The organism is Sodalis sp. RH22 (assembly GCF_047324165.1).
Taxonomy (GTDB): domain Bacteria; phylum Pseudomonadota; class Gammaproteobacteria; order Enterobacterales; family Enterobacteriaceae; genus Acerihabitans.
The window spans coordinates 3,242,993-3,268,746 of sequence record NZ_CP178731.1 but is presented as its reverse complement, the minus strand read 5'-3'; the positions used below and the strand labels follow the sequence as shown (position 1 = coordinate 3,268,746).

Genomic DNA, 25,754 nt, shown 5'->3' with positions numbered 1-25,754 from the left:
GGGTGTTCAGCACATCATGTTGAAGGCAGGCGGTTGCGCCACGTGTTCAGCACATCGGCGCGGGTGATGAGCCCCAGGAATTGCCCGCCATCCATTACCACCGCCACATGGCCTTGGGCGAAAGTACGCAATAGCGTCGCTTCGTCGGCTTCTTTCGCCAGGGTAATCACCTCCCGCGTCATGGCGGCGTCGACCGTCAGGGCGAACCGCCGGGCATCGGCCCGTACCTGGGTAAGAATATCCCATTCATCGATAAGCCCCACCAGCCGGCCGTTTTCCAGCACCGGCAGTTGTGAGATATCGTACAGGCGCATACGGGCGTGGGCTGTGGCCAGGGTATCCGCCGGCAGGGCGAACACGGTGGCGCCTTCATCGTGACGAAAAGCGATAAAATCGCGCAGATCGCCGGTAACCGGACGCGCCAGCAAACCCTGCTGGCGCAGCCAGTCGTCGTTGAACATTTTGGAGAGATATTTGTTGCCGCTGTCGCAGGCGAAGGTCACCACCCGTTTGGGCGTACGCTGCGCCCGGCAGTAGCGCAGCGCCGCCGTCAGCAGGGTGCCGGTGGACGACCCGGCCAGGATGCCCTCCTTATGCAACAGGGTACGGGCGGTGGCGAATGCCTCGCCGTCGGTAATGCGAAACGCCTGGCTCAGCCGCTCCACCTGGCTGAGCGGCGGCACAAAATCCTCGCCAATCCCCTCCACCAGCCAGCTGCCGGCCTCGGGCGCGGTGCCGTGCTCCACCACATCCGCCAGGATTGACCCCGCCGGATCGGCGAGGATAAATTCGGTTTTGGGCGATACCTCGTCAAAAAAGCGCCTGAGTCCGCCCAGGGTGCCGCCGGAACCGACGCCGACCACGATGGCGTCGATATCCTGATCCATCTGCTGCCACAGTTCGGGCGCGGTGCCCTGGTAATGGGCCAGCGGGTTGGCGGGGTTGTTAAATTGATCGATATAAAAGGCGCCCGGGGTTTCCCCGGCCAGGCGACGGGCGTAGTCCTGATAATAATCGGGGTGTCCCTTACCCACGTCGGAGCGGGTCAGCAGCACTTTCGCCCCCAGCGCCCGCAGATGGAATATTTTCTCGCGGCTCATTTTATCCGGCACCACCAATATCAGGCTATAGCCTTTTTGCGCGGCCACCAGCGCCAGGCCCAGGCCGGTATTGCCGGCCGTGGCCTCGATAATGGTGCCGCCGGGGGCCAGGATGCCCTGGCGCTCCGCCTGCTCGATCATGGCGAGCGCCACGCGATCCTTGATCGATCCCGCCGGGTTTTGGTTTTCCAGCTTAAGAAACAGCCGGCAGATGCCGCTGTCCAGCCGCGTAAGTTCCAGCATCGGGGTATGGCCTATCAGATCGAGAACGGAATCAGGTAATGGCATGGGCAATGTCCTTTAACGTGCCGGGGATGATTTGCGTGGATAATAGAGCTGAATCAAGCCGGTGTTTAAAGAACAAATAACTACTTTATATGCCATAAAGTAATATATTGCTCTGTTTAGACGTCGGGATGTACGGCCGTATAGCGGTAAGGAAAGATAAAATAAAACCTCTTCCGCGCCGGCGCTGGGTCCGGCGACGGCGGGTATCGCGTTCCGGTGCCGGCCCTGCGGCCCAATAGGCAAAAAATGCGTTAGCTTAAACAAAATAAGTATAAGTTGACGCCATACTGAAACACCGGCGTGGTATGAACTATGATCTCCATATCCGGACAGGTGCAACGCGGGGGGAGATATGCGTAAGCCACGTAATGACGATCGCGCCATCATCGAGATGCTGGGCGATGATCAGGAATTCGCCGTGGAATTTTTACATATGGTGTATGGCGGGCTGGACGAGGAAGAAGAGGAAGAGCTTTTCCTGACGGCGCTGCATGGGCTAAAGGCGTCCGCCGGCGATAACGCCCAGGCGCCGGAAACAGCGCCGGGACGCCAGGGCGGTTAACCGGCCGGCACCGATATAACCCTGATAAACCGGGCCGAAACCCGTTCCCGGTGTAGATTTCTGCGCCCGGCATCGCCGTCATTGCGCCGCCGCCGGACGCCACGTTCGCCGCGCTGGTGGCGACGACGGTCCCACCTTTGCGCCCGTCCGGCGGCCATTTCCCCACCTGTTATTTCCCGCAAACGCTCAAGCGACGCAAGACCGGCCCGCCAGGATCAATCCGGCGGGTTTTTGTGATCCAAGATACAGAACGAACACGCATTCCCACGGTGGGTATTTACACCGCCAAAATGACGGTGCTAGTATCTCGTTAAGCATTATACAACCGTGTTCTATAATATAGAACAAATCCACTGACGATTGCCGGTAATGATCCTGATTTTTTGGCCGGTCCGCATAATGCGCCTTCCCACATTCCCGGTTGTAAAAGGTTACTATTATGATTGATAACAAGAAGTTTCGCGGGATTATTCCGCCGGTGTCCACCATCCTGACCCAGGAAGGCCAGCTTGATGAGGCGGGCATGGGCCTGACCATCGACCATCTGATCGCCGCCGGGGTCAACGGCCTGTTTTTCCTGGGGACCGGCGGCGAATTTTCGCAAATGTCGTGCGCCGAACGGCAGACCGTGGCCGAATTCGCCGTGCGCTATGTTAACCACCGGGTGCCGGTGCTGATTGGCACCGGCAGCACCAATACGCGCGAGGCCCTGACGCTGAGCCGTCATGCCCAGGCTATCGGCGCGGACGCCATCGTGGTGATCAATCCCTATTACTGGCATCTCACCGACGCCAACCTGTTGCGCTATTACGGCGACATTGCCGCAAGCGTCGATCTGCCGGTGATTTTATATAATTTCCCTTTCCTGACCGGGCAGGATCTGACGCCGGCCCTGGTCAAGCGCCTGGCCGATGCCCATGGCAATATCGTCGGCATCAAGGACACTATCGACTCCGTGGCCCATCTGCGTGACATGATAGTCACCCTGCAGGATGCCCATCCCGGTTTCTCGGTATTCTGCGGTTTTGACGATCATCTGCTTAATACCCTGTTGCTGGGCGGCGCCGGCGCGATTTCCGCCAGCGTCAATTTCGCCCCCCAGCTCTCCGTCGGCATTTATAACGCGGTACGCGCCGGCGATCTGGCCAGGGCCGCCGAATTAAACCAATCCTTGCTGATGCTGCCCGCGCTGTATGCCATCGACAGCCCGTTCGTCAATGTGGTCAAGGAGGCGATGCGGGTATGCGGACTGGCGGTATCCGATTATGTACTGCCGCCGGCGCAGCCGCTGGATAGCGCGGGCAAAGCGGCCGTCAGGCGGGTACTGCAACGGGCCGGCGTCATTAACCAACAATGATGCGCCGCAACGTTAATGTCGCCGCTACGCGGTATGTTGAATCACAGAGAATGAAGTCATAGCAGCAGGTGAGTAATATTATGTCTATCAATACTATTTTCACTGATGTCGATGCGTCGATATATGATATCCAGACGCACGCGGAAGGGCCCAAGGGGTCGCTGCCGCTGACGCCGGAAATGCTGATGGATTCCCCCAGCGGCAACATTTTCGGCCTGACCCTGAATGCCGGCATGGGCTGGGATCCTAATAAGCTATTGGGTACCGAAGTACTGATCCTGGGTACCCAGGGCGGGATTCGCGATCATGACGGCGCGCCCATCGCCCTGGGTTACCATACCGGCCACTGGGAAATCGGCCTGCAAATGAAAGCCGCGGCGGAGGAAATCAGCCGGCACGGCGGCGTTCCTTTCGCCGGTTACGTCAGCGACCCTTGTGACGGACGCTCGCAGGGCACCACCGGCATGTTTGATTCCTTGCCCTATCGCAACGACGCGGCCGTGGTATTCCGGCGCCTGATCCGCTCCCTGCCGACGCGCAAGGCGGTGATAGGCGTGGCGACCTGCGACAAAGGGCTGCCGGCGATGATGATCGCCCTGGCGGCGATGCACGACCTGCCGACGATTATCGTGCCCGGCGGCGCGACGCTGCCGCCCACCCAGGGTGAGGATGCGGGCAAGGTGCAAACCATCGGCGCCCGTTTCGCCAACCATGAGCTTACCCTTGAGGAAGCGGCGGAGCTGGGTTGCCGGGCCTGCGCATCACCCGGCGGCGGCTGCCAGTTCCTCGGCACCGCCGGCACTTCCCAGGTGGTGGCGGAAGGGCTGGGCCTGGCGTTGCCGCATTCGGCGCTGGCGCCGTCCGGCCAGGCCGTCTGGTTTGAAATTGCCCGCCAATCGGCCCGCGCCGCGCTGGTGATGGGGCGCAAGGGACTCGCCACCAAGGATATCATCACCGATAAAGCCATAGAAAACGCCATGGTCATCCATGCGGCTTTTGGCGGTTCGACCAACCTGCTGCTGCATATTCCCGCCATCGCGCACGCCGCCGGATGCCATATCCCCACCGTGGACGAATGGGCGGCGATAAACCGCCGCGTGCCCAGGCTGGTGAGCGTGTTGCCCAACGGCCCGGTATATCACCCCACGGTAAGGGCGTTCCTCGCCGGCGGCGTTCCCGAGGTGATGCTGCATCTGCGCCGGCTGGGTTTGCTGCATGAGGATGCGCTGACCGTGACCGGCGAAACCCTGGGCGCCAATCTGGACTGGTGGGAGGCGTCGCCGCGGCGCGCACTGTTCCGCGAACGTTTACAACAGCTTGACGGCGTGCATCCGGATGAGGTAATCATGTCGCCGCGCCAGGCAAAGGAACGCGGCCTGACCTCGACCATTACCTTCCCCACCGGTAATATCGCCCCCGAGGGGTCGGTCATCAAATCTACCGCCATCGACCCCTCGGTGGTCGGCGCCGACGGCGTTTACCGCCATACCGGCAAAGCCCGGGTATTTACCGCCGAGTCCGACGCCATCAAGGCCATCAAGCAGGGTCATATCCACGCCGGCGACATGATGGTGGTGATCGGCGGCGGCCCGTCGGGCACCGGCATGGAGGAGACCTATCAGTTAACCTCCGCGTTAAAGCACCTCTCCTACGGCAAGCATGTTTCCCTGCTGACGGATGCGCGTTTCTCCGGGGTATCCACCGGCGCCTGCGTCGGTCATATCGGGCCCGAAGCGCTGGTGGGCGGCCCGATAGGCAAACTGCGCGACGGCGATATTATTGAAATGATCGTCGACCGCGACCGGCTGGTGGGATCGATTAATTTTATCGGCACCGATTCCGCCACGCTGTCCCCCGGCGAAGGCGCCGCGGTATTGGCGCAGCGTCCCAGCCACCCCGGGCTGCGCCCGCATCCCCAATTGCCCGACGACACCCGGCTCTGGGCGGCGCTCCAGGCGGTCAGCGGTGGAACCTGGCGCGGCTGCGTCTACGACGCGGACCGTATTATCGCGGTGCTCGATGCGGGCGTGAAAGCCCTGGCGGAAAAAACGCATAATTAAATTACTATTCAGATCTATAACGACGAAGCTATTAATAGCTCACTGATATGAAGTGGCAATCTTATTAACAGGATTGCCACCTCTTTTTTCATATTGTTGTCATGATAGAACATATCTCTGCGCTGACTATAGCTCCAGTGATAATAACCGCAGCCTTATTTCTCTATATAAGGTTGGCGAAAGCGTGTGTCTTTTTTATTAATTGATAACACAATAAAACCGGAGTGAGAGAATGCCTTTAATTATTGTTTCTTTGGGAATAGTAACCCTCTTATTTTTAATCATGAAGTGTAAGCTTAATACTTTTGTTTCGCTGATTATTGTTTCATTCGGCGTGGCGTTGGCATTGGGCATACCGCTGAATAACGTGGTGAAATCCATCGAAGGCGGCCTGGGCGGCACGCTCGGTCATATCGCGCTGATATTCGGTATCGGCGCCATGCTGGGACGCCTTATTGCCGATGCCGGCGGCGCCCAGCGCATCGCCATTACCCTTATCGGCAAATTTGGCGAGAAAAATATCGAATGGGCGGTGGTGGTCGCGTCTTTTATCGTTGGCATCGCGCTGTTTTTTGAAGTGGGCCTGGTCTTGCTGATCCCGATAATCTTCACCATCGCCAAACAGCTGAAGGTGTCAATCCTGCATCTGGGGATTCCCATGGCCTCGGCGCTGCTGGTGACCCACGGCTTTTTACCGCCGCATCCGGGGCCGACGATGATCGCCGGGGAATATGGCGCCGATATCGGTTCAGTGCTGCTGTACGGCATTATTGTCGGCACGCCGACGGTGATCCTGGCCGGTCCGGTTTATAATAAACTGGCCAAAAAAATCGTGCCTGAGGGGTTTAACAAAATCGGCAATATCGATTCCCTTGGCGAATCAAAGCTGTTCAGGCTTGAGGATACCCCCGGTTTCGCCATCAGTATGCTGACCGCCATGCTGCCGGTGATATTGATGTCGTTAGCGACCATTATTACCATGATCCAGCAGGAAACGGGGCTGGCCGATAATACCGCGCTGGCCATTATCCGCCTGCTGGGCAACGCTTCTGTCGCCATGCTGCTTTCCCTGCTGTTCGCCATCTACAGCATGGGGCTGGCGCGCGATATCCCCATCAAAAACCTTATGGCCTCCTGTGGCTCGGCGGTGACCAGCATCGGCATGATGCTGCTGATTATCGGCGGCGGCGGGGCGTTTAAACAGGTGCTGATCGATGGCGGCGTCGGGCACTATGTGGCCGATTTATTCACCGGCACCGCCGCCTCGCCGATTATCCTGGCCTGGGTGGTCGCCGCGATCCTGCGTATTTCGCTGGGTTCCTCCACCGTGGCCGCTATCTCGACGGCGGGGCTGGTCATACCCACCCTGGCGCACAGCGATGCCAACCTGGCGCTGGTGACGCTGGCCACCGGCGCCGGCAGCGCCATCGCCTCGCATGTCAACGACGCCGGTTTTTGGATGATCAAGGAATACTTCGGCCTGACCATGAAAGAGACATTCGCCACCTGGACGGTACTGTCCACCATTGTCTCGGTGGCCGGGTTGGGGTTTATCTTATTACTGAGCCTGGTGGTATAACTCCCGGCGAGTGATGAATGACGATCTTGATGCCGGGAGCGCGGTAACCCTTGTCGCCGTCAGTTCCCGGCCGTATATCCTAATTGCTGTGATAATTCCTGCCCGGCCTGTTTTAATAATTGGATATAGTCATCGAATTCGTTATCGCTGACGCGGGAAATTAAGGTCGAGATACTGATGGCGGCGATAACCTTGCGTTCAACATTCCATATCGGCACGGAAATACATCTTACCCCCTGTTCATTTTCCTGGTTATCGAGGGCATATCCCCGGCTGCGCACCTCGGCCAGTTCCGCTAAAAACCGGCCTTCATCGGTAATGGATTGCGGCGTTTGCCGGGTATAGTCGTAATTCTCCAGCAACGCCTGGATATCCGCCGGTTTAAGAAAGGATAACAGCACTTTGCCGATGGCTGTGGCATGCACCGGCAGCCTGCGCCCGATGCGGGAATAAGAAATTACCGCCATCTTCCCTTCCACTTTATCGATATACACGCCTTCTTTACCGTCAAGAATACCCAAATGCGTGGTCTGGCCGGTTTTAATCGATAATTCAAGCAGGAAACTTCTGGCTTTTTGCCGGATATCAATGGAATTGACCACCAGGTTTCCCCGTTCGACCAATTTCATGCCCAGACGGTATTTGCCGTTTTCATGATTTTGATCGATATAACCCTGCACCTGCAGGGTTTTAAGCAAGGAGTGCAGGGTGCTTTTGTGCAGGCCCATTTTATTGCTGATTTCGGTGATTTTTAGTTCGGTGTCGTGTTCATCGAACAGGTCCAGAATATGCAGGGCTCGTTCAACGGATTGGATGATTGGCATGGCTGACCGCTTGGGAAAAGAATGATACATGTTATGGGCTTGACGGTACTACGTCCGGTCGGGAAAATCAATTTAACCCCATCCGCCGCGCGACGCGTCCGTTTATCGTCTTATGCGATCGCGAACACGGATTTTAAAAAAATAATTTCAAAATCATCTAAATTTGAAAGTTTTTTTGGCAGACGGTCGCTACCTTGTGGCGGTAAATCAGGGGAGAATTCGTTATGACGACAAACATCACTAACAACTCTTTTTACCGTCCCGAGGATAATAATGCGTTCAACACAGGCGTGAACAGAATGTCGGGCGCGCTGCGGTTAGATGATCGCAGCGAAGGAGCGTATGAACAGCCGGGCGTGCCGCAACATATCATCAAAGTCAGTAACCGGCCGGCGGGAAGCCCGTTAGCACCAAACGGCCATCGTGCGTCTGGATTCCTTCCTTTGCCGGTTCAGCCTATCAATCTGGGTGTTGCGGCAGCGCGCGCCGCGGCGGGTTCTTCCATGGCGGTAGCCCCCGGCGCCGCACACAAGACCACCGCTATAAAGGCCATACCCGCTAACGCCGAAACCACGGCAAGCCAGCGCATTAAGATGTTCATTAAGTCGTTATTTACGGCTAAAAATATTAACAAGGCCATCAGAGTGGTGGGCGTAGCCATGACCGCTGCCGCGCTATTCTCCGCCGTGGCGACCTTAGTCGGTGTGGCGGGGGGACCTTTGCTTATCGTCGTCGCGGTAGGTTTTGCCATTGGCGCGCTGGTGAGTTTAACGGCCAAGGGTTTATCCCGCGCTTTCGCCAAGGCTGCGGTTCATGTGGTCAAAAATAAATCCGCCGAAACCCAGGCCAAAACCGGCGGCGCGGTGGCTCTGATGTCGGCGTTTGGCCACAATGCCAGCACCCGTGGAATGCAAACCGCCGCCTACGTTGGCGGCATAGCCGGTTATTGCTGCGCCACAATCGGGAAACCTGAACTGACCAAGGTTTTGTTGGCGCCCATTGGCAAAGCCGTTGGCGTAATGGATACGATGATGTGTGGAACGGCTAATGTGGCTAAACAATGGGGCGCGGCCGTAGGCACCGCCGTGGCGGGCTGTTTGGCATGGTACAGTAATTTGGCGGAGCACGAACTTGGCAAAGTTGCCGATGGCGCCGCGTCTGGCAGCCAAACCGGGGCGTCAGTTGGCCGTTTAATCGATGATTTTATTTTTTCTCCCCTCGGGCTGGGTTTGATTCGCAATATACAAAATCAGTATATCAACACCGCTAAATCCTGGTATTTATTACCCTGGACATCGGAAGAACCCGCGGCCGGTCCCGCGGAATGGCTGGCGGCGATATCCGGGGGCACCCTGGGCGGCGTGACGCAGGTGGCCGATATTTACACCGGGGGGGAAATAACCCGCATAGGCCAGGCGGCCGATACCGCCCGGCGCACCGTATCCTTTGGCAAACTGCTGCGCGCGGCGGGTAATGCGCGGGATATGCGGCCCGGCGGGACCCTCAACGCCTTGCATACCGCCTGGCAAACCGTTTCCTTCGGCAAGATGGTAAGCGCGGTAGGTAATTATTTCGAACTGCGTATTCCGCATCCGGCCTGAATCACGCCTCGGCGGCGGCCAGCAGTTTTACGGCGGTATCCTCATCCGTTACCAGGCCGTTAATCCAGCCGCCGCTGAGCACCGCCTGGATAGCCTGGAACTTTTCCCGGCCGCCGGCAAAGGCGATCACCGGTTTTTCGGGGCGTGTCTGGATAGCGACGCTGGTCAGGCGATCGTCCATTTCGCTTGCCACCCGCTGGCCGTTTGCGCCGATAAAATGGCCGACGATTTCCGCCACTACGCCCGCCTGCGTCAGCCGGTTGACTTCGTCGGTGGTGATAAAACCATCCTTATGCAACGGGCAAAGGTAGTTCATCTGGCCGATGCCGATAAAGGTGACATCCGCCTGCGCCGCCTTATCGGTCACCATGCGGTAGATACGGTGATTACACCACAGCTCTTTATCCGTTAGGTTATCGGCGAACAGCGGCGCCGGCAGGATAAAATATTTACCCTGGGTTTTTTCCGCCATCCATAACGGCACATCGTAACGGGTACAGGAGCCGTCGGAGGCGATGGCGCCGATAAGCGATACGCAGCTATGCTGCGGGCGATCGATGGGCGCCATTTCGTTAATGGTGGCGCGCAGCGCCCGGCCGGAGCCGACGGCGATGGTCCTGGGCTGCGGCTGATCGAGAAACTGCATCATCACCTCCGCGCCGGCCACCGCGATCATGCTGTTAATACTGCCGGTATCCATGCCTCCCGACGGCACCACCAGGCATACCGACAGGCCAAAACACCGGGCCAGCCGTTGGGAAAGCGCCGTGCATTCAGCCACCGGATGGGTGATATTCACCCTGACCAGGCCATTTTCCGACGCCAGCGCCACCAGGCGCTGCGCCGCCTGGCGCGACACCCCCAGCACATCGGCGATTTCATGCTGTGTTTTGCCCGCCACGTAATACATCCAGGCGGCCCGGGCGGCCTGATCCAATTTCCTGTCGATTTTACCCATTGATCATACTCAGCTTTTAGCAGTGGTGGAACTATACCCATCATTTATGGAGGGCGTAAATCGATCATGTGCGAACTGTGAGCTAAAGCTCATTTGATGGGCTATTATTCGATTAAGCTCTCCATCTAGGCAATTACTCATTTTGTGAGCTTATGCTCATCTCCCTTTCGCGAGGTACTATACATTATGACCACTTCACAACACTTTACCTGGATGCACATCGGCGCCGGTTCTTTCCACCGCGCGCACCAAGCCTGGTATCTGCACCGTCTGCTGATGCAGGGCGACGGACGCTGGTCGATTGCGCTGGGTAATATCCGCGACGACGCCAACCCACTGCTGGATATCCTGGCGGCACAGAAAGGGGAATATGCACTGGAAACCGTGACGCCCGCCGGGGAGCGCAGCTATGAAAAAATCACCTCCATCCGCAAAATCATCCCCTGGGACGAGCAACTGTCGGCGCTGGTCGGGCAGGGCGCGAGCGCCGATACCCGGGTTATCTCCTTTACCGTGACCGAAGGCGGTTATTACCTGGATACCCATTTTAAACTCGACCAATCCAACGCGGATCTGCAGGCCGACCTGAAGGGCGGCGCGCGCACGATTTACGGCACCATCGCGCGCATCCTGCAAACCCGCCGCAGCCAGGACACCGGCGGCGTCACCCTGCTCAGCTGCGACAATGTGCGCCATAACGGCGAACGGTTCCGTGACGGCCTGACCGAATTCCTGACCCTGCGCGGCGAGCAGGATCTGCTGGCCTGGTTCCAGGCCAATACTACCACGCCGAACACTATGGTTGATCGCATCACGCCCCGTCCGTCCGCTGATATTGCCGGCCGGGTCAAGGAAAATCTGGGCATGGACGACCGCGCGCCGGTGATGGGCGAGTCTTTCATCCAATGGGTGGTGGAAGACCATTTTATCGCCGGACGTCCGGCGCTGGAAAATGTCGGCGTCGAAATGGTGGATTCCGTGGTGCCTTATGAAGAAGCGAAAATCCGCATCCTCAACGCCAGCCACAGCTGCATTGCCTGGGCGGGCACGCTTATCGGCCAGTCTTATATCCATGAAAGTACCGGCACCGCGGATATCCGCCGCATGGCCTACGACTATGTCACTCAGGACGTGATCCCCTCGCTGACGCCAAGCCCGCTGGACCTGGCGCAATACCGCGATGTGGTGCTGGACCGCTTTAGCAATCCGTATATCCGCGACACCAATCAACGGGTCGCCGCCGATGGCTTCTCCAAGATCCCGGGCATGATCACCCCGACCCTGATTGAATGTTACCGCCGGGGACAGCCGCCCAAGGCCACGGCCGTGCTGCCGGCGCTGTTTTTTATCTTCATGCGCCGCTGGCATGACGGCGAACTGCCTTACGACTACCAGGACGGCATCCTGGACGCGGCGGCCACCCACGCCATGTTCAGCGCGGCCGACCCCGTCGCGCTCTTTGCCCGCGACGCTAAACTGTTCGGGCCGCTGGCCACCGACCAGGATTTTGAAAAATTACTGCGCGAGACCATCACCCGGCTTGACGCCTGGGCGCTGGCCAAGGCCCCGAAGGTCGCCGCTCAGTAACCGCATCAGCCAATAACGAAGGGGAGCGAATATGTATCTCGGTCTTGATTTAGGCACCTCGGAAATCAAAGTAGTGATTATCGATGACAAGGGACAACTGGTCGCCAGTGAAGGCGAACCGCTGACGGTGCAGCGCCCGCATCCGCAGTGGTCCGAGCAGGATCCCGCGCAGTGGTGGGCGGCCACCAACCGCGCCGTCGGCCGCCTGCGCGCGCGGCATACCGATCTTTGGGCGGGGATTCGCGCCATCGGCCTTTCCGGCCAGATGCATGGCGCGGTATTGCTCGACGCCCGGGATAACGTGCTGCGCCCGGCCATTCTGTGGAATGACACCCGCAGCGCGCAGGAGTGCGAACAGCTTACCCGGCTGGCGCCGGAGCTGCATCAAATAGCCGGTAACCTGGCGATGCCGGGGTTTACCGCGCCTAAGCTGCTGTGGGTGGCGAAACATGAGCCGGAGATCTTTGCCCGCGTCAAGACCGTACTGTTACCCAAAGATTACCTGCGCCTGATGATGAGCGGTGAAAAAGTGTCGGATATGTCCGACGCGGCGGGCACGCTGTGGCTGGATGTGGCGAAACGCGACTGGTCGGATTCCTTGCTCGGCGCCTGCGGCCTGACCCGGGATCATATGCCGGCGCTGGTGGAAGGCTCCGCGCCGTCCGCCACCCTGAAGGCGGATGTCGCCCGGGAATGGGGTCTGCCGCCATCGGTGGTGATAGCCGGCGGCGGCGGCGACAATGCGGCCAGCGCCGTGGGCATCGGCGCGGTGAATACCGGCGATGCGTTTATCTCACTCGGCACCTCCGGGGTGATCTTTGCCGTTAACGAATGTTTCCGCCCCAACCCGCAGTCGGCGGTGCATGCGTTTTGCCATGCCCTGCCGGGCCGCTGGCATCAGATGAGCGTCATGCTCACCGCCGCCAGCGCGCTGCGGTGGTTATGCCAGATTCTGCATACCGACGAACCCACCCTGCTGGCGGAGGTGGCCGCGCTGAGTCTTGAGGAACAGCGGCGGGCGCCGATATTCCTGCCTTATCTTTCCGGCGAGCGTACCCCGCATAACGATCCCGTCGCCAGCGGGTCGTTCCATGGCTTGACGCATTCCACGGAGCGCGCGTCGCTGGGCTACGCGGTGCTGGAAGGCGTGGCGTTCGGTCTCGACGATGGCCTGGCGGTCATGAAACAGGCCGGCAGCCATATCGAACAATTTTCGCTGATCGGCGGCGGCGCCCGCAGCCCGTGGTGGGCGCAGCTGATAGCCGACGTGGTGGCCGTCCCGGTGGTAACCCATCGCGACGGCGCGGCCGGCGGCGCGCTTGGCGCGGCCAGGCTGGGCTGGCTGGCGGCGGGCGGCAACGAGGCGGACGTGTGCCGCAAACCGGCAATCCATACCCGTTTCACCGCCGGGACCGACCGCACCGAACAGCTGCAACACCGATTGGCGCTCTACCGGCTGTTCTATCGCCAGCAGGTGGACGCCAGGAAACTGGCGCTATGATCCCGGCCCGCCGGATCGGGCGCCGTATCCGGCGGGCCACCCCCATTCACGCACGCTGAACAGAACAATAAAGACGTTACCTCTACCCTAACGTAAACAAACAGAAGGAAGGATATCGATGAAAAAAGTATTAGCGGGTCTGTTGCTGGCCGTGGCCTCGGTGGCGATATCGGCCCATGCCGAAGATAAAATCAAAGTCGGTTTTGCCAACCGAACCCTCAATGGTGCCTTTTTCAACGGCCTGACAGAGTATATGAAAATCCATGCCAAGGAACGGGGCTATGATTTGATCACCACCGATGCGCGCGGGGATTTGAACAAGCAGATCTCCGATGTCGAGGATATGATTTCCCAAGGCATTAATTATCTGGTGCTCAATCCGCAGGATCCCGAAGCCGGCATGCGTATTACGCAAATCGCTAAACGCGCGGGTATTCCTACCGTTATCCTCGACAGCGATATTTCACTGGATGCGCCGGTGATCACCCGCGTGCAGGCCAATAACGCCAAGAACAATATCGCCATTGGCGAATTCGCGGTCGATCAGTTTGGCAATAAGCCGATGAACTGCGTCATTATCAGCGGCAACCAGGGCAACCTGGTGGGTGAAGCCAGGCGCACCAATTTTATTCGCGGCGTGATGGAAGCGCAACTGCGTAAATATAACCAAACCAACCTGACCATCGTCAGCCAGGGCTGGGGCAACTGGGATCAACAGGGCGGCCTGAAAGCCATGGAAGACATCATTGTCGCCCAGGGCAATAAGATCAACTGCGTCTACAGCGAAATGGACGATATGGCCCTGGGCGCCATTTTGTCGCTAAAAGGCGCCAATAAACTCCAGGACGTAAAAGTATTTGCCCACGACGGCTATAAAAAAGGCCTGGAAGCCATTGAACGCGGCGACCTGCAGGCGACGGCGGCCAATAACCCCAATACGCTGACCAATACCGTGCTGGATGTTATCGCCAAATACCAGGCGGGCAATAAAGACTTCCCGGATTATGTTTACACCCCCACCGTGCTCATTACCAAAGATAACGTGAAACAAGTCTACGATGCTAAATCGCTTTTCTAACGTCTTCCCCCCCCTTGCCACAAGGGGGGCTGATATGAGGTATGTTCATGGACCAGTATGCAGTCGTTATCGAAAAGGTTAAAAAAAGCTTTGGCGGAGTCCATGCGCTAAAGAGTATTGATTTGAAGGTGAAGAAAGGAAGCATCCACGCCATCGTCGGTGAAAACGGCGCGGGTAAATCGACGCTGATGAAAATCCTCTCCGGTATCTATATCAAGGATAGCGGCACCATCTATATCAACGGTAAAGAGGTGCATTTCACCACGCCAAAACAAAGCCGGGAAAATAATATCGGCATTATCTACCAGGAACTGGCGCTGGCGCCGGATCTGACCGTGGCGGAAAATATTTTCCTCGGCGACCTGGGGTTCGGTGGCCAACTGGTGAACTGGAAAAAAATGAACCAGAAAGCCGGCCGGGTATTATCCAACCTGGGTTTCCATATACCGCCCACCGCGCGCCTGGGCACGCTGAGCGTCGCCTACCAGCAGATGGTGGAAATTGCCAAATCGCTGGCCCGGGACGTCAAGATATTGATTCTTGATGAACCCTCGGCGGTATTATCGAACCGGGAAATCGATATTTTATTCAGCCAGCTGAAATTACTGAAAGGGCAGGGGGTCACCATTTTGTATATCTCCCATCGCCTGGATGAAATATTCGCCATCGCCGACGCCATTACGGTTATCAAGGATGGCGAGACGGTGACCGATCTGGACCCCAAGACCTGCACGGAAGACGACATTATTTCCAGCATGGTGGGGCGTAAATTTGAAAACCTGTATCCGACCAAAAATATTCCCCAGGACGAAACGGTGCTGGAGGTGTACGGCATGTCCACCAAATCGCTGTTAAAGGATATCAGCCTGACCGCCAGGAAAGGGGAAATCGTCGGGCTGGCGGGATTGGTCGGATCCGGGCGCACGGAAATTTCCCGCTGCCTGTTCGGCCTGGACCGCATGACCAAGGGCCGGATTGTTAAAAACGGCAAGGACATCACCATTCGCCACCCGGCCGACGCCATGCGCCAGGGCATCGGCCTGGTGCCGGAAAGCCGCAAAGAGCAGGGCGCGATTTTAACCCGTCCTATTCGGGAAAATATGACGTTATCCAGTCTGAAACGCGTTTGTTATAGGTTTGGCATTATTAATTATCGCAGTGAGCGGGCGTTCAGCGAACAGTCGCGGCAACGGCTGGCGATTAAGCTGGGCTCCGTCGAGGACCCCATATCCAGCCTGAGCGGCGGCAATCAGCAAAAGGTGGTTATCGCCAAATGGCTGGCCACGGAATGCGATCTGCTGATCCTGGATGAGCCCACGCGCGGCGTCGACGTCGGCGCCAAGGTGGAAATTTACAACGTCATCCATGAACTGGCCGAGAAAGGCTACGCCATTATCGTTATCTCGTCGGAAATGATCGAGGTTATCTCCCTCTCCCACCGGGTGTATGTGATGAGCGAGGGATCGATAACCAAAGAGTTGCAGGGCTCCCAGATTACCGAGGAAAACATCATGAGATTCGCCATACCTAAACGTGCTTTAGTGTAGATGAGGAAAAATTATGGAAACGGTAAACAATCCCACTAAAACGACGGGCTTTGCCATGCGAGCCAAAGTGCTGAAATTTTTCGCCAACAACTCCACGTTACTGGTATTTTTCGTGATGTTGATTGTGGCCAATTTTTTATCCGATCGCTTCTATAGCCCGGAAAATATTACCAATGTGCTAAGGCAAAGCGTGCCGCTGGGCCTGGCGGCCATCGGCATGCTGTTTGTTATCCTCACCGGCGGCATTGATTTATCGGTGGGGTCGATCATGGCCCTGGTGTCGGTGGCCGTCGCGCTGCTGATCCCGGAAATCGGCGTGATGCCGGCCATCGTGGCGGGCGCGGGCATCGCCACGCTGGTGGGGGCCGCCGCCGGCTGCCTGGTGACTTTTTTTAATATCGCCCCCTTTATCGCCACGCTCGCCATGATGACCATTGCGCGCGGCCTGGCGCTGATTGCCGCCAAGGGGCAGCCGATTTTCATCGACGATGTGTCTTATGTGAATTTCGGCACCGGCTATTTATTGGGACTGCCCCTGCCGGTCTATGTCTTTATCGCATTTGCCATCATTGCCCATTTTGTCTATCAGTACACCGTGTTCGGCCGGTTGGTGATTTCCATCGGGTCCAACGAAACGGCCACCCGTTTCGCCGGTGTGCGGGTCGACTGGTATAAGTTTGCCGTCTATGCCCTAAGCGGACTGGCCTGCGGCCTGGCGGGCGTGCTGGCCTCCACCCGTACCGGCGTCGGATCGCCGGTGATGTCCATCGGCTTCGAGCTGGATGTGATCGCGGCGGTGGTGGTGGGCGGCGCCAGCCTGGCGGGTGGCCGCGGCACGGTGGTCAATACCATTATCGGCGTGCTGATTCTCAGTATCATCTCCAATCTGATGAATTTAATGAATATCTCCGGCTATAACCAACAGGTGGTCAAAGGCGCCATCATTATCATCGCGGTGATGCTGGAAAGCTTTAAATCCCGGGCGCGGGCGTAAAGCCACTTCGGCGGGAAGAGCGGCCAAACCGATCGGGGCATGTGGTTTTGGTGGGCAAACCAGCGCTGGGTGCGGGCGTATGCAACGAGTGTGCATACGCCCGTTTTCGCCTAAAATTAACGCGTCTGCGCAGCGTCGGTCAAGGGGCGGCACTGCTGATAAAGCTGGCGAAAACGCGGGTACAGTTGGTGGTAAAAATCCCGTGTCGCGGCACTGGGCCGGATGACCTCGCCGAAACGCACAAACCGGCTGGCGCCGTTCCAGTCGTCGCTTAGACCCGCTCCAATGGCGGCGGTCCAGGCGGCGCCCAGGCAAGAGCCGGGATGTCCCTCCAGGCGCTGCAACGGCTCACCGAGCACGTCGGCGACAATTTGCATCCACAACCGGCTGCCGGAACCGCCGTCGGAAACGATATAACGACGGGTGGGATACCCGATATCATGTAGCGTGTCGATATGGTGCCTGATGGCAAAGGCGTAGGCTTCCAATAACGCGCGCCAGATATGACCTGCGTCGTGGGACAGCGTCAGGCCGAACAATACGCCGCGCGCCGCCGGATCGTGCAGCGGCGTCTTTTCGCCCAGGAAATAGGGCAGGCATATCACCCCGCCGGCCCCCGGCGGTTTCTGTTGCGCCAGGCTATCGATATATTGATGCAGTGAAAGGCCGGCCTGCGCCGCCGCCGGCCGGTGCTGGCCGGCAAAATTTTCCGCAAACCAGTTTAGTCCCGAGCCGCCGGTGGACATACAGCCGTTCGGCATATACATACCCGGCACCAGATGATAATCAAGAAAAAGGCGCGCATCCGGATTGACCGTGGCGGTGGCGGTCAATATATCCACCGACCCGCCGAATTTCAGCAACACGTCGCCCTCCCGGGTGACGCCTGCGCCCAGCGCGGAGGCAATAAAATCCGCCGCGCCGCCGATAACCGGCGTGCCCGCCGCCAGGCCGGTGAACTTAGTCGCCGCCGGCGATACCCTGCCCAGGATGTCATGGGATCGTACCAGGCGCGGCACCGCCAATCTTGGCAGATGGGCCAGGGCAATCTGTTCGTCGTCAAGCCTATGGGAGGCGATATCGATAAAACCCGCTTCCAGCGCCCAGTTCTGCTCGATGGCCTTTTCGCCGGTCAGCCGCCAGTTGATGAAGTCATAGGCGCCGAATACCGTGGCGATCCTTTGATAGATCGCGGGTTCATGGCGTTCGATCCAGCGGATCTTGGCGGCGACCAACTGCTGGTTGATGCCGTTGCCGCTACGGCGGATAAACGCCTGCTCATCCTGTTCGGCGCGAAGTTCGGCCACTTCCCTACCGCAACGGCCGTCGCTTTGCTGGATGCTGGGGCGCAATAGCCGATCCTCTCCATCCAGTAGCACCACGGCCGGTAACATGCCGGTGATGCCGATGCAGGCGATATCGGTGTTGGTTATGCCGCTACTCTCCAGCAGCTCGCGGCAAATTTCGCCGACGTTGCGCCACCATTGTTCAGGATCCTCCTCGGCCCATCCCGGCTGCGGCGAGGAGAGCCGCACCGGACGGGAAACCAAGCCCAATACGTCATCCGGGAGCCGGATCAGCATGCCGATGGTGGACGTGGTGCCTATATCAATACCCAGTAAGCAGTTCATGCGCCCTCCCGTCAGGCCGCCGTCGCGATGTCAGTTCATTAACGCAGGCTTTCCACCACATCCATAAAGCGCTTGACCCGATCACCGTCCACCGCGTTCCAGGTATAGCCGTCCACCTTGAAATGCGTGCCAATAACCACGCCGCTGGCCATGCTTAACACGTCGCGCACGTTATCGATGGTGGTGCCGGTGTTGGCGAATACCGGCACGTCGGAAACTGCTTCGCAGACTTTACGCAGATGGGATTTATCCGCCGCCTCGCCGGTTATCTGGCCGGAGACCAGAATGGCGTCGGCCAGAGAGGAGAATACCGCGCTGCGCGCGCGCAGCTCAATCGGCCGGCAGTCCAGGGAATGGGCGAATTCGGCGTTGATATTGAACAGCAGTTTCATATCGTCCCGGCCCAGATTATGGCGCAACCGGGATGCGGTGGCGCAGTCGGGCTGCCAAATGCCCATGTCGGAGGCGAACACGCCGGTAAAAATTTCCCGCACAAAACTGGCGCCGGTGACGGCGCCGATAGCGACGCTGGCATTCGGATCCCACAGGTAGTTGACGCCGAAGGGTACCCTAAGCGCCGGTTTAATGGCCTGCACCACCGCCGACATGGCGGCGACGCCTTCCAATGCCGCGTTAAACACATAAGGCCGATCATTTTCGTTGCCGAACATGATGGCGTCCACGCCGCCCGCCTGTAGCTTTTCCACATCGGCCAGCACATCGGCGATCAGTTTATCAATGCCGCCGCCGGCATCGTAGAGCGGGGACCCCGGCAGCGCGCCGATATGCGCCATGGCTATAACCGCTTTGGCTTTATTACCAAAAAAATCAAAAATCATAGGACACTCCAGACGATGTTATCGGGGACCGGTATCCCCGGGCCACATATCAGCAGCCTGCCGACAAAGGCGGAGCGATGACCACCTTAATCCTGGCTGCCTCGAGCGCCAGGGCAATTGCCGGTGGCGGCGAGCTCTCGGTAATCAGCATGTCCACACCCTCCAGCGGGGCGATGTTCACCAGCGACATGCGTTGGAATTTGGATGAATCGCACAGCACCACGGTATAACCCGATCGGTTTAGGTAAAGCCGTTTCAGGTCCACATCCTCAAAGGAGTAGTCATAAATGCCGTCGGCGGTAATGCCGGAAACACCGATAAAGGCGACATCAAACCACAGCTGTTCAAACTGGGCGATGGCGGCCGGGCCGCCCATGGCCATTTCATCGCCGCGCATATGCCCGCCCGCGAGATAAATATCCGGCGCCCCGCTGCTCATACGGTGGGCAATGCGCACGCTGTTGGTGAAAATTTTCATCCGCTGGCGCTCCAGTAGTCTTTCCGCCACCAAATAGGTGGTGGTGCCGACATCCAGCGCCACGGTGCGGTAACCGCAGGCGATATCCGCCGCCATCGCCGCAATGCGGGCCTTTGCCTCGCAATGCTTTACCAGGCGGGCGTCAAAACTGGGCTCTTCGCGATCTATCGCCACCGGCGTAATGTGGTCCGGCAGCACCGCCCCGCCGTGGATCCGCACCAGTTTCCCTTCCGACTCCAGCTCGAGGAGATCGCGTCTGATGGTCATATCTGAAACGTCCAATTCGGCGGCGATGCCGGTAACCGAAACGGATCCCTGCTGCGCCAAGGTCTCGATGATATGTAAATGGCGGTCTTGTGCCAGAAGCCTGGGGCGTTCCGGTTTCGCGTCATAGGCCGAAAACTGTTCTTTATTGGTGTTCATTCCGACATCCATTGCAGCTTAATGTTTGGGTTTGTCTGTCATCAAACAATAATTCACATAATACGGAGAATTATTTTTTTATCAAACATATTTATGTTTTGATTTGTTCGATATTTTGTTGTAGATAATAGTGGATAACTTAGAGGAGCAGCAACATGAGCTATGATATTGCCAGTCCCTATCAGTATCACGATCTGGCCGGAAAGGCCGCGGTAGTCACGGGCGGCGCCACCGGTATCGGCCGGGCCATCGCCGCCGCGCTGGCCGCGCAGGGTGTGCGCGTCGCCATTGGTGATATCGATGAGGTAAAGGCGAAACGCACCGCCGAGGAATTAGGCGGCGAGACGTTTGGTTTTCATCTTGACGTATGCTCCCGCGCATCGGTCACCGCCGGGTTTGCCCGGGTAAATGAGGTTTTTGGCGGTTTTGAGATTTTAGCGGCCAACGCCGGGGTTTCTACGATGCAGCATGCGTTAAAACTCACCGATGACGAATGGGATTTTAATTTTGACGTCAATGCGCGCGGGGTGTTTCTGACCAATCAGATCGCCGCCCGCCAGTTTGTCGGCCAGGGCCGGGGGGTGATAGTCAATACCGCTTCCCTGGCGGCGAAAGTTGGCGCGCCGCTTCTGGCGCACTACTCCGCCAGTAAATTCGCGGTACTGGGCTGGACCCAGGCGCTGGCCCGTGAACTGGCGGTACATGGCATTAGGGTGAATGCCGTGTGCCCCGGATTTGTTAAAACGGGGATGCAGTCGCGAGAGGTGGAATGGGAAGCGGAGCTGCGTTCCGTCGAGCCGGAACGGGTCATCGCCGATTATATCGCGCAGACGCCGTTGGGACGTCTGGAAACCCCCGATGATGTCGCCGATGTGGTGGCGTTTTTGTGCTCGGACGCCGCCCGCTTTATGACCGGTCAGGGTGTTAATGTCACCGGTGGCGTTTATACCGGCTGATAAATACAACAAAAAGAAACATTCTAATCAGATGCGGACAACACTTCTGCGGGATCCGATAGGCAACCGGCGAAAGCGCGCCACCGGTAAAAGCAATCGTTTGCCCCGATGATGGTCGGTTTTGCGTTAACGTCAAAGAGAGGGAATACCATGGCTTCTATTGAACTGCGGCGGGTTTCCAAGATCTATCAAAACAATCAGTACAGCGTACGTGACGTCGACCTGAAGATTCGCGATGGTGAGTTTGTGATCTTTCTCGGCCCCTCCGGCTGCGGCAAATCCACGACGCTGCGCATGATTGCCGGCCTGGAAAGCATTACCTCCGGAGAACTGCGCATCAATGACCAAAATGTTAACCATGTGGCGCCCCGCGATCGCAATATTGCCGTGGTATTTCAAAGTTACGCGCTCTACCCCCATATGACGGTGGCGGAAAACATGGGTTTCGGTTTGAAAATGCGCGGCACCGCGACCGGCGTTATCCGGCAAAAGGTCGCCGAAACCGCCGCCATGCTGGGACTGGACCAACTTCTGCATCGCAAACCGGGCGCCCTGTCCGGCGGCCAGCGGCAGCGGGTGGCGCTGGGGCGCGCTATCGTGCGGGAACCGCAGGCTTTTCTGCTGGATGAGCCCTTATCCAACCTGGATACGCAACTGCGCGCCGAAATGCGCACCGAACTGATAAAACTGCACCGCAGGTTGGGTAAAACGATGGTGTATGTCACCCACGACCAGATAGAGGCGATGACCATGGGTGATCGCATCTGCATCATGCGCGACGGATACCTGGTACAGAGCGGCACGCCGTTGGAGGTTTACGCCAACCCGGCCAATACCTTTGTGGCGCGTTTTCTTTCCTCACCGCCCATCAACCTGATCCCCTGCGTGGTGCGCGCGTGGGCCAAGGGAGTATCTCTTGAGCTGAACGCCACCTGCCGCCTGCGGGTGGCGGATTACGCGCGGGGGGATTACCGGCACTATGACGGACAGCCTGTGATCCTGGGAATCCGCCCGGAAGATTTCCATGCGCGGCAGCTTAACGCCAACTGGCAGCCGGTGATGTTAAAGGTGACGGCTGTGGAAGCCCTGGGGGCGGAGAACATCGTCATCGGCACCATTGCCGATGTCCGGTTCGTGGTGCGGCTTGACCGGCATACTCTGCCGTCGCCCGGGAGTACCATCACCCTCTATATGGACCCCGACCCACTGCATTTATTTGACAGCCTGACGGGGGATGTCCTGCCGCGCCGGGCCTCCCCTCCACTCGCCAGCTAGGCTACACCGAGGGCATGGTATGTTACGCAAAATTGCACTGCATCTTGGGCTGATACTTTCCTGCCTGCTGGTGATACTGCCGCCGTTATGGGCGCTGCGCACGAGTCTGGTACCCGAGCCTATGGCCTACAGCGCCGATTTGTTCCCAGGCTGGTCATGGGAAAATTACCAGGGACTGCTTGAGAAAAACAATTTTCTGGTTCATTACCGCAACAGTCTGATTGTCTCGATATGTTCGGTGATTCTGGCGATGCCGTTTGCCGCCGCCACCGGTTATGCGTTTGCCCGTTTCAGGACCGGCGGACGGGCGGCGCGCTTTATTATGCTCGCAACCCAAATGCTGCCGGCGGTGGCGCTGGTATTGCCGGCGTTTGCCCTATTGCGCACGCTCGGGCTGACCAACTCGCTGGTCGGGTTGACGCTGGTGTACGCCGCGCTGAACCTGCCGTTCCTGACCTGGATCCTGATGGGTTTTTTCGAGGGTATACCGGTCGACCTGGAATGGGCGGCCATGACCGACGGCGCCACCGCCTGGGGCGCCTTCCGCCACGTGGTGCTGCCGGTTTCGCTGCCGGGCCTGGCCGCCGCCGCGGTGCTGGGGTTTATTCTTTCGTGGAACGAGTTTCTATTCGCCCTGGTGCTGAGCGGGCCGCAAACCTCGACTATTCCGGTGGCGCTGGCCGCGTTGCAAACGTCCAACGGCGTACAGATTGGCAAAGTGTCGGCGGGGGTGGTAATGGCCATTTTACCGCTGATTATCGCATCGCATTTTATCCAGCGTTTTATCGTCAAGGGCCTGACGTTCGGTAGCGTTAAATAATATAAGCGTTTAATAGTTAAAACCTCACGGCCCATTGTTCTTTTTCACCAGAGAAAATCATCAATCCGACGAAACAGGAGCCGGTCATGTTAATAAAGACAAAAATATTATTCTTATCAGGTTTGGTTATGTTGTCCACCGTTATGGCAGCGCAGGCAAAAGAGGTGGTATTGCGCGCCCTGATGGAAGATGTCCCTGAGACTCATATTATCGAGCAAATGCTGCCGCAATTCGAAAAAGAGAGCGGTATCAAGGTTGAGTTTGAAAAGATCGGCTACGGCGATATGCATGATAAGCTGGTAGCACAATTAATTGCTCCACAAAGTTATTACAATTTGCTGGAAGTGGATTTTCTATGGGCCGGTGAATTTCCCGCCGCGCAATGGCTAACCAATCTCACCCCGCTCATTAAAAAAGATAATTTTGATACGTCGGCGTTTATCCCATCCACCGTTTCACTGCTCAACCACGACAAAGATAAATTATTTATTTTGCCGATGTATAACTATTCCATGGGGCTGATATATCGCACTGATATTCTGGCGGATAAAACGCTACAGCAGCAATACCAGGCCAGCGCCAATAAGGCGTTGGTGCCACCGCAAACGCTTCAAGACTATGTCGCGTTAATTAAATATATTAAAGAAAAACAGGGTATTGCCGGGGCGGCCATGCAGGGGCAACGCGGGGATCCCAACAGCATGGAATTCTCCAACTATCTGTTTGCCGCCGGCGGCGATTACCTGGACCAGGATAATAAGGTGGTGCTCAATAGCCCGGCGGGTAAAAAGGCCCTGGCCTTATATGTCGATGCCATCCAGCATGGGGCCCAAGCTGGCGCGCTGTCCGCCACCCTCGACGATACCATGCGTTTGATGTGCGGCGGCAAGGCCTTCAGCATGATCACCTACTGGTGGATGCTGCCGCAACTGGACAACCAGCAGGCATGCCCGGCCGTGGCGGGTAAACTGGCGCTGACGACGATGCCGGGCGGCCATGGTGAAAGCGGCGGCTGGGGATGGGGCATTCCACATAATGTTTCACCTGAAGAAAAACAGGCCGCCTGGACCTTTATCCAATGGGTGCAAAGTAAAAAAACCGAAACCGAGCGCGCGCTGCAGGGCCATGCGCCGGTGCGCGCCGATGTCTACCAAGACCCGGCGGTGCTGGCTAAATTCCCCTATTACCAAACCGCGCAGCAGGTGGTCGCCAGCGGCAAATCTTTCCCTATCTTCACCTATTCCGCCCAGTATGAGGATGTGCTCGGCACCCAACTTTCCCAAGTGGCCGGCGGCAGCGGCACCGTTGACGGGGCGCTGGCGGAATCCGCCGCCCAGCTTGAAAAGCTGATGAAGAAGTAGAAGTCATTGATGATGCTATCTAAAACCTCCGCAGCTTCCCTGCGACAGACAAAACCCGACCGCGTCGGGTTTGACCGGTTTCGCCTGACCGGCTGGGCGTTTGCCTCACCGGGTTTGACCGCATTGGCTATCGTGCTGGGTTTCCCTGTGCTGTATGCCGTCGCCCTGGCTTTCTCTTCCTTTACCCTGATGCGGCCTGCCCTGGCGCCGTTTGCCGGCATCGACAACTTTGTCGCCGTGCTGAACGATGGGGCATTTTGGGCGGCTGCCTGGTTGACTATTAAATATTCGCTGATTACCGTCACCGGCGAGTTTTTGGCGGGGCTGGGCATTGCTCTGATGCTTAACCGGGTGGTCAGGACCCGGCCGCTTTATTTCGCGTTGCTGACCATCCCGATGGCGATGTCGCCGGTATGCGTTGCGCTGATTTGGCGTATGTTGCTGCAGCCCAACCTGGGTATTATCAACCATGTGTTCGAGTCCTGGGGACTACCGCGCATGGACTGGTTGGGCAATCCGACCCTGGCGTTCTGGAGCATGGCGTTTATTGATGTCTGGCAGCAAATGTCTTTTGTGGTGCTGATCCTGGCGGCCGGTCTTGCCGCGCTGCCACGTGAACCTTACGAGGCCGCCGAAATGGACGGCGCCAGGCAATGGCAGCAATTTTGGTATATTACCTTGCCGATGCTGCGCCCGGTGGCGGCCATCGCCGTGGTCATCCAGCTGATTAACGAGCTGCGAACCTATGATTTGCCTTATGTGCTGACCCGCGGCGGCCCCGGTACCGCCACCGAGGTACTGAGTTTTTTTGCCTACCGTCGGGCCTTCCTCGGCCTGTCGATTAACGAAGGCTCGGCCGCCGCACTGGTATTGCTGCTCATTGTGCTCGCCATGACGGTCATCTTTTTCGCCATGCTGGAGCGGCGTCGTTAATC

General features: G+C 57.9%; 21 protein-coding genes. 15 read left to right on the top strand and 6 right to left on the bottom strand.

The annotated features are described in order from the left end of the window. Positions 1–14: 14 nt before the first annotated feature. Positions 15–1,388 (bottom strand): pyridoxal-phosphate dependent enzyme, encoded by a 1,374-nt coding sequence (locus ACL2XN_RS14900; RefSeq protein ID WP_410012374.1) that lies wholly within the window; start codon positions 1,386–1,388, stop codon positions 15–17. A 352-nt stretch (positions 1,389–1,740) separates the two neighbouring features. Here ACL2XN_RS14900 and ACL2XN_RS14895 point away from each other — a divergent pair, with 352 nt between their 5' ends. The 4 genes from ACL2XN_RS14895 to ACL2XN_RS14880 all read left to right on the top strand — a co-directional run bounded on the left by ACL2XN_RS14895 (position 1,741) and on the right by ACL2XN_RS14880 (position 6,946). Then, positions 1,741–1,950, top strand: coding sequence for a hypothetical protein (locus ACL2XN_RS14895; protein ID WP_410012373.1), 210 nt, complete (start codon positions 1,741–1,743; stop codon positions 1,948–1,950). 439 nt (positions 1,951–2,389) lie between these two features. Further along, a complete protein-coding gene (locus ACL2XN_RS14890) occupies positions 2,390–3,307 on the top strand; it encodes a dihydrodipicolinate synthase family protein (RefSeq protein ID WP_413728958.1) in 918 nt (305 codons plus the stop codon). 80 nt (positions 3,308–3,387) lie between these two features. After that, the gene (locus ACL2XN_RS14885) at positions 3,388–5,367 is read left to right on the top strand and encodes a YjhG/YagF family D-xylonate dehydratase (protein ID WP_413728957.1); all 1,980 of its coding nucleotides are present in this window, start codon (positions 3,388–3,390) and stop codon (positions 5,365–5,367) included. Between the two features lie 232 nt (positions 5,368–5,599). After that, positions 5,600–6,946 carry a GntP family permease gene (locus ACL2XN_RS14880; protein WP_410012370.1) on the top strand — a complete coding sequence of 449 codons (1,347 nt, stop codon included), beginning with the start codon at positions 5,600–5,602 and terminating at the stop codon, positions 6,944–6,946. 59 nt (positions 6,947–7,005) lie between these two features. Here the strand turns inward: ACL2XN_RS14880 and ACL2XN_RS14875 are convergent, their stop codons facing one another. Next, a complete protein-coding gene (locus ACL2XN_RS14875; RefSeq protein WP_410012369.1) occupies positions 7,006–7,770 on the bottom strand; it encodes an IclR family transcriptional regulator in 765 nt (254 codons plus the stop codon). A gap of 224 nt (positions 7,771–7,994) precedes the next feature. Here ACL2XN_RS14875 and ACL2XN_RS14870 point away from each other — a divergent pair, with 224 nt between their 5' ends. Then, positions 7,995–9,371, top strand: coding sequence for a hypothetical protein (locus ACL2XN_RS14870; RefSeq protein ID WP_413728956.1), 1,377 nt, complete (start codon positions 7,995–7,997; stop codon positions 9,369–9,371). A 1-nt stretch (position 9,372) separates the two neighbouring features. Here the strand turns inward: ACL2XN_RS14870 and ACL2XN_RS14865 are convergent, their stop codons facing one another. After that, positions 9,373–10,329 carry a sugar-binding transcriptional regulator gene (locus ACL2XN_RS14865; RefSeq protein ID WP_410012367.1) on the bottom strand — a complete coding sequence of 319 codons (957 nt, stop codon included), beginning with the start codon at positions 10,327–10,329 and terminating at the stop codon, positions 9,373–9,375. 186 nt (positions 10,330–10,515) lie between these two features. Here ACL2XN_RS14865 and dalD point away from each other — a divergent pair, with 186 nt between their 5' ends. The 5 genes from dalD to ACL2XN_RS14840 all read left to right on the top strand — a co-directional run bounded on the left by dalD (position 10,516) and on the right by ACL2XN_RS14840 (position 17,036). Beyond that, positions 10,516–11,916, top strand: coding sequence for a D-arabinitol 4-dehydrogenase (gene dalD / locus ACL2XN_RS14860; protein ID WP_410012366.1), 1,401 nt, complete (start codon positions 10,516–10,518; stop codon positions 11,914–11,916). A 31-nt stretch (positions 11,917–11,947) separates the two neighbouring features. Then, the gene (gene xylB, locus ACL2XN_RS14855) at positions 11,948–13,417 is read left to right on the top strand and encodes a xylulokinase (protein ID WP_413721994.1); all 1,470 of its coding nucleotides are present in this window, start codon (positions 11,948–11,950) and stop codon (positions 13,415–13,417) included. Between the two features lie 118 nt (positions 13,418–13,535). Further along, on the top strand, positions 13,536–14,495 hold the full coding sequence (locus ACL2XN_RS14850) for a substrate-binding domain-containing protein (protein WP_331122048.1): 960 nt from the start codon (positions 13,536–13,538) through the stop codon (positions 14,493–14,495). 47 nt (positions 14,496–14,542) lie between these two features. Beyond that, positions 14,543–16,042, top strand: a complete 1,500-nt coding sequence (locus ACL2XN_RS14845; protein ID WP_410012364.1) for a sugar ABC transporter ATP-binding protein — start codon at positions 14,543–14,545, stop codon at positions 16,040–16,042. A 55-nt stretch (positions 16,043–16,097) separates the two neighbouring features. Further along, positions 16,098–17,036: an ABC transporter permease gene (locus ACL2XN_RS14840; RefSeq protein WP_410016644.1), complete on the top strand. Its 939-nt coding sequence runs from the start codon at positions 16,098–16,100 to the stop codon at positions 17,034–17,036. A gap of 116 nt (positions 17,037–17,152) precedes the next feature. Here ACL2XN_RS14840 and ACL2XN_RS14835 read toward each other — a convergent pair whose 3' ends face one another. Genes ACL2XN_RS14835 through ACL2XN_RS14825 form a run of 3 tightly spaced genes read right to left on the bottom strand, consistent with a single transcriptional unit; the run spans position 17,153 to position 20,407 of the window. After that, on the bottom strand, positions 17,153–18,667 hold the full coding sequence (locus tag ACL2XN_RS14835; protein ID WP_410012363.1) for an FGGY-family carbohydrate kinase: 1,515 nt from the start codon (positions 18,665–18,667) through the stop codon (positions 17,153–17,155). Positions 18,668–18,705: 38 nt separating this feature from the next. Then, positions 18,706–19,506 (bottom strand): BtpA/SgcQ family protein, encoded by an 801-nt coding sequence (locus tag ACL2XN_RS14830; protein WP_410012362.1) that lies wholly within the window; start codon positions 19,504–19,506, stop codon positions 18,706–18,708. Between the two features lie 49 nt (positions 19,507–19,555). Next, complete coding sequence (locus ACL2XN_RS14825; RefSeq protein ID WP_410012361.1) at positions 19,556–20,407, bottom strand: DeoR/GlpR family DNA-binding transcription regulator; 852 nt, start codon at positions 20,405–20,407, stop codon at positions 19,556–19,558. Between the two features lie 155 nt (positions 20,408–20,562). Here ACL2XN_RS14825 and ACL2XN_RS14820 point away from each other — a divergent pair, with 155 nt between their 5' ends. The 5 genes from ACL2XN_RS14820 (at position 20,563) to ACL2XN_RS14800 (ending at position 25,752) form a co-directional block, all read left to right on the top strand. Continuing rightward, positions 20,563–21,363: an SDR family NAD(P)-dependent oxidoreductase gene (locus ACL2XN_RS14820; RefSeq protein WP_413728955.1), complete on the top strand. Its 801-nt coding sequence runs from the start codon at positions 20,563–20,565 to the stop codon at positions 21,361–21,363. Between the two features lie 150 nt (positions 21,364–21,513). Beyond that, positions 21,514–22,638 (top strand): ABC transporter ATP-binding protein, encoded by a 1,125-nt coding sequence (locus tag ACL2XN_RS14815; RefSeq protein WP_410012359.1) that lies wholly within the window; start codon positions 21,514–21,516, stop codon positions 22,636–22,638. Between the two features lie 19 nt (positions 22,639–22,657). Further along, positions 22,658–23,458 carry a carbohydrate ABC transporter permease gene (locus tag ACL2XN_RS14810; protein ID WP_410012358.1) on the top strand — a complete coding sequence of 267 codons (801 nt, stop codon included), beginning with the start codon at positions 22,658–22,660 and terminating at the stop codon, positions 23,456–23,458. Between the two features lie 128 nt (positions 23,459–23,586). Then, on the top strand, positions 23,587–24,819 hold the full coding sequence (locus ACL2XN_RS14805) for an ABC transporter substrate-binding protein (RefSeq protein ID WP_410012357.1): 1,233 nt from the start codon (positions 23,587–23,589) through the stop codon (positions 24,817–24,819). A 9-nt stretch (positions 24,820–24,828) separates the two neighbouring features. Beyond that, positions 24,829–25,752 carry a carbohydrate ABC transporter permease gene (locus tag ACL2XN_RS14800; RefSeq protein WP_410012356.1) on the top strand — a complete coding sequence of 308 codons (924 nt, stop codon included), beginning with the start codon at positions 24,829–24,831 and terminating at the stop codon, positions 25,750–25,752. The last annotated feature ends 2 nt before the right edge of the window (positions 25,753–25,754 follow it).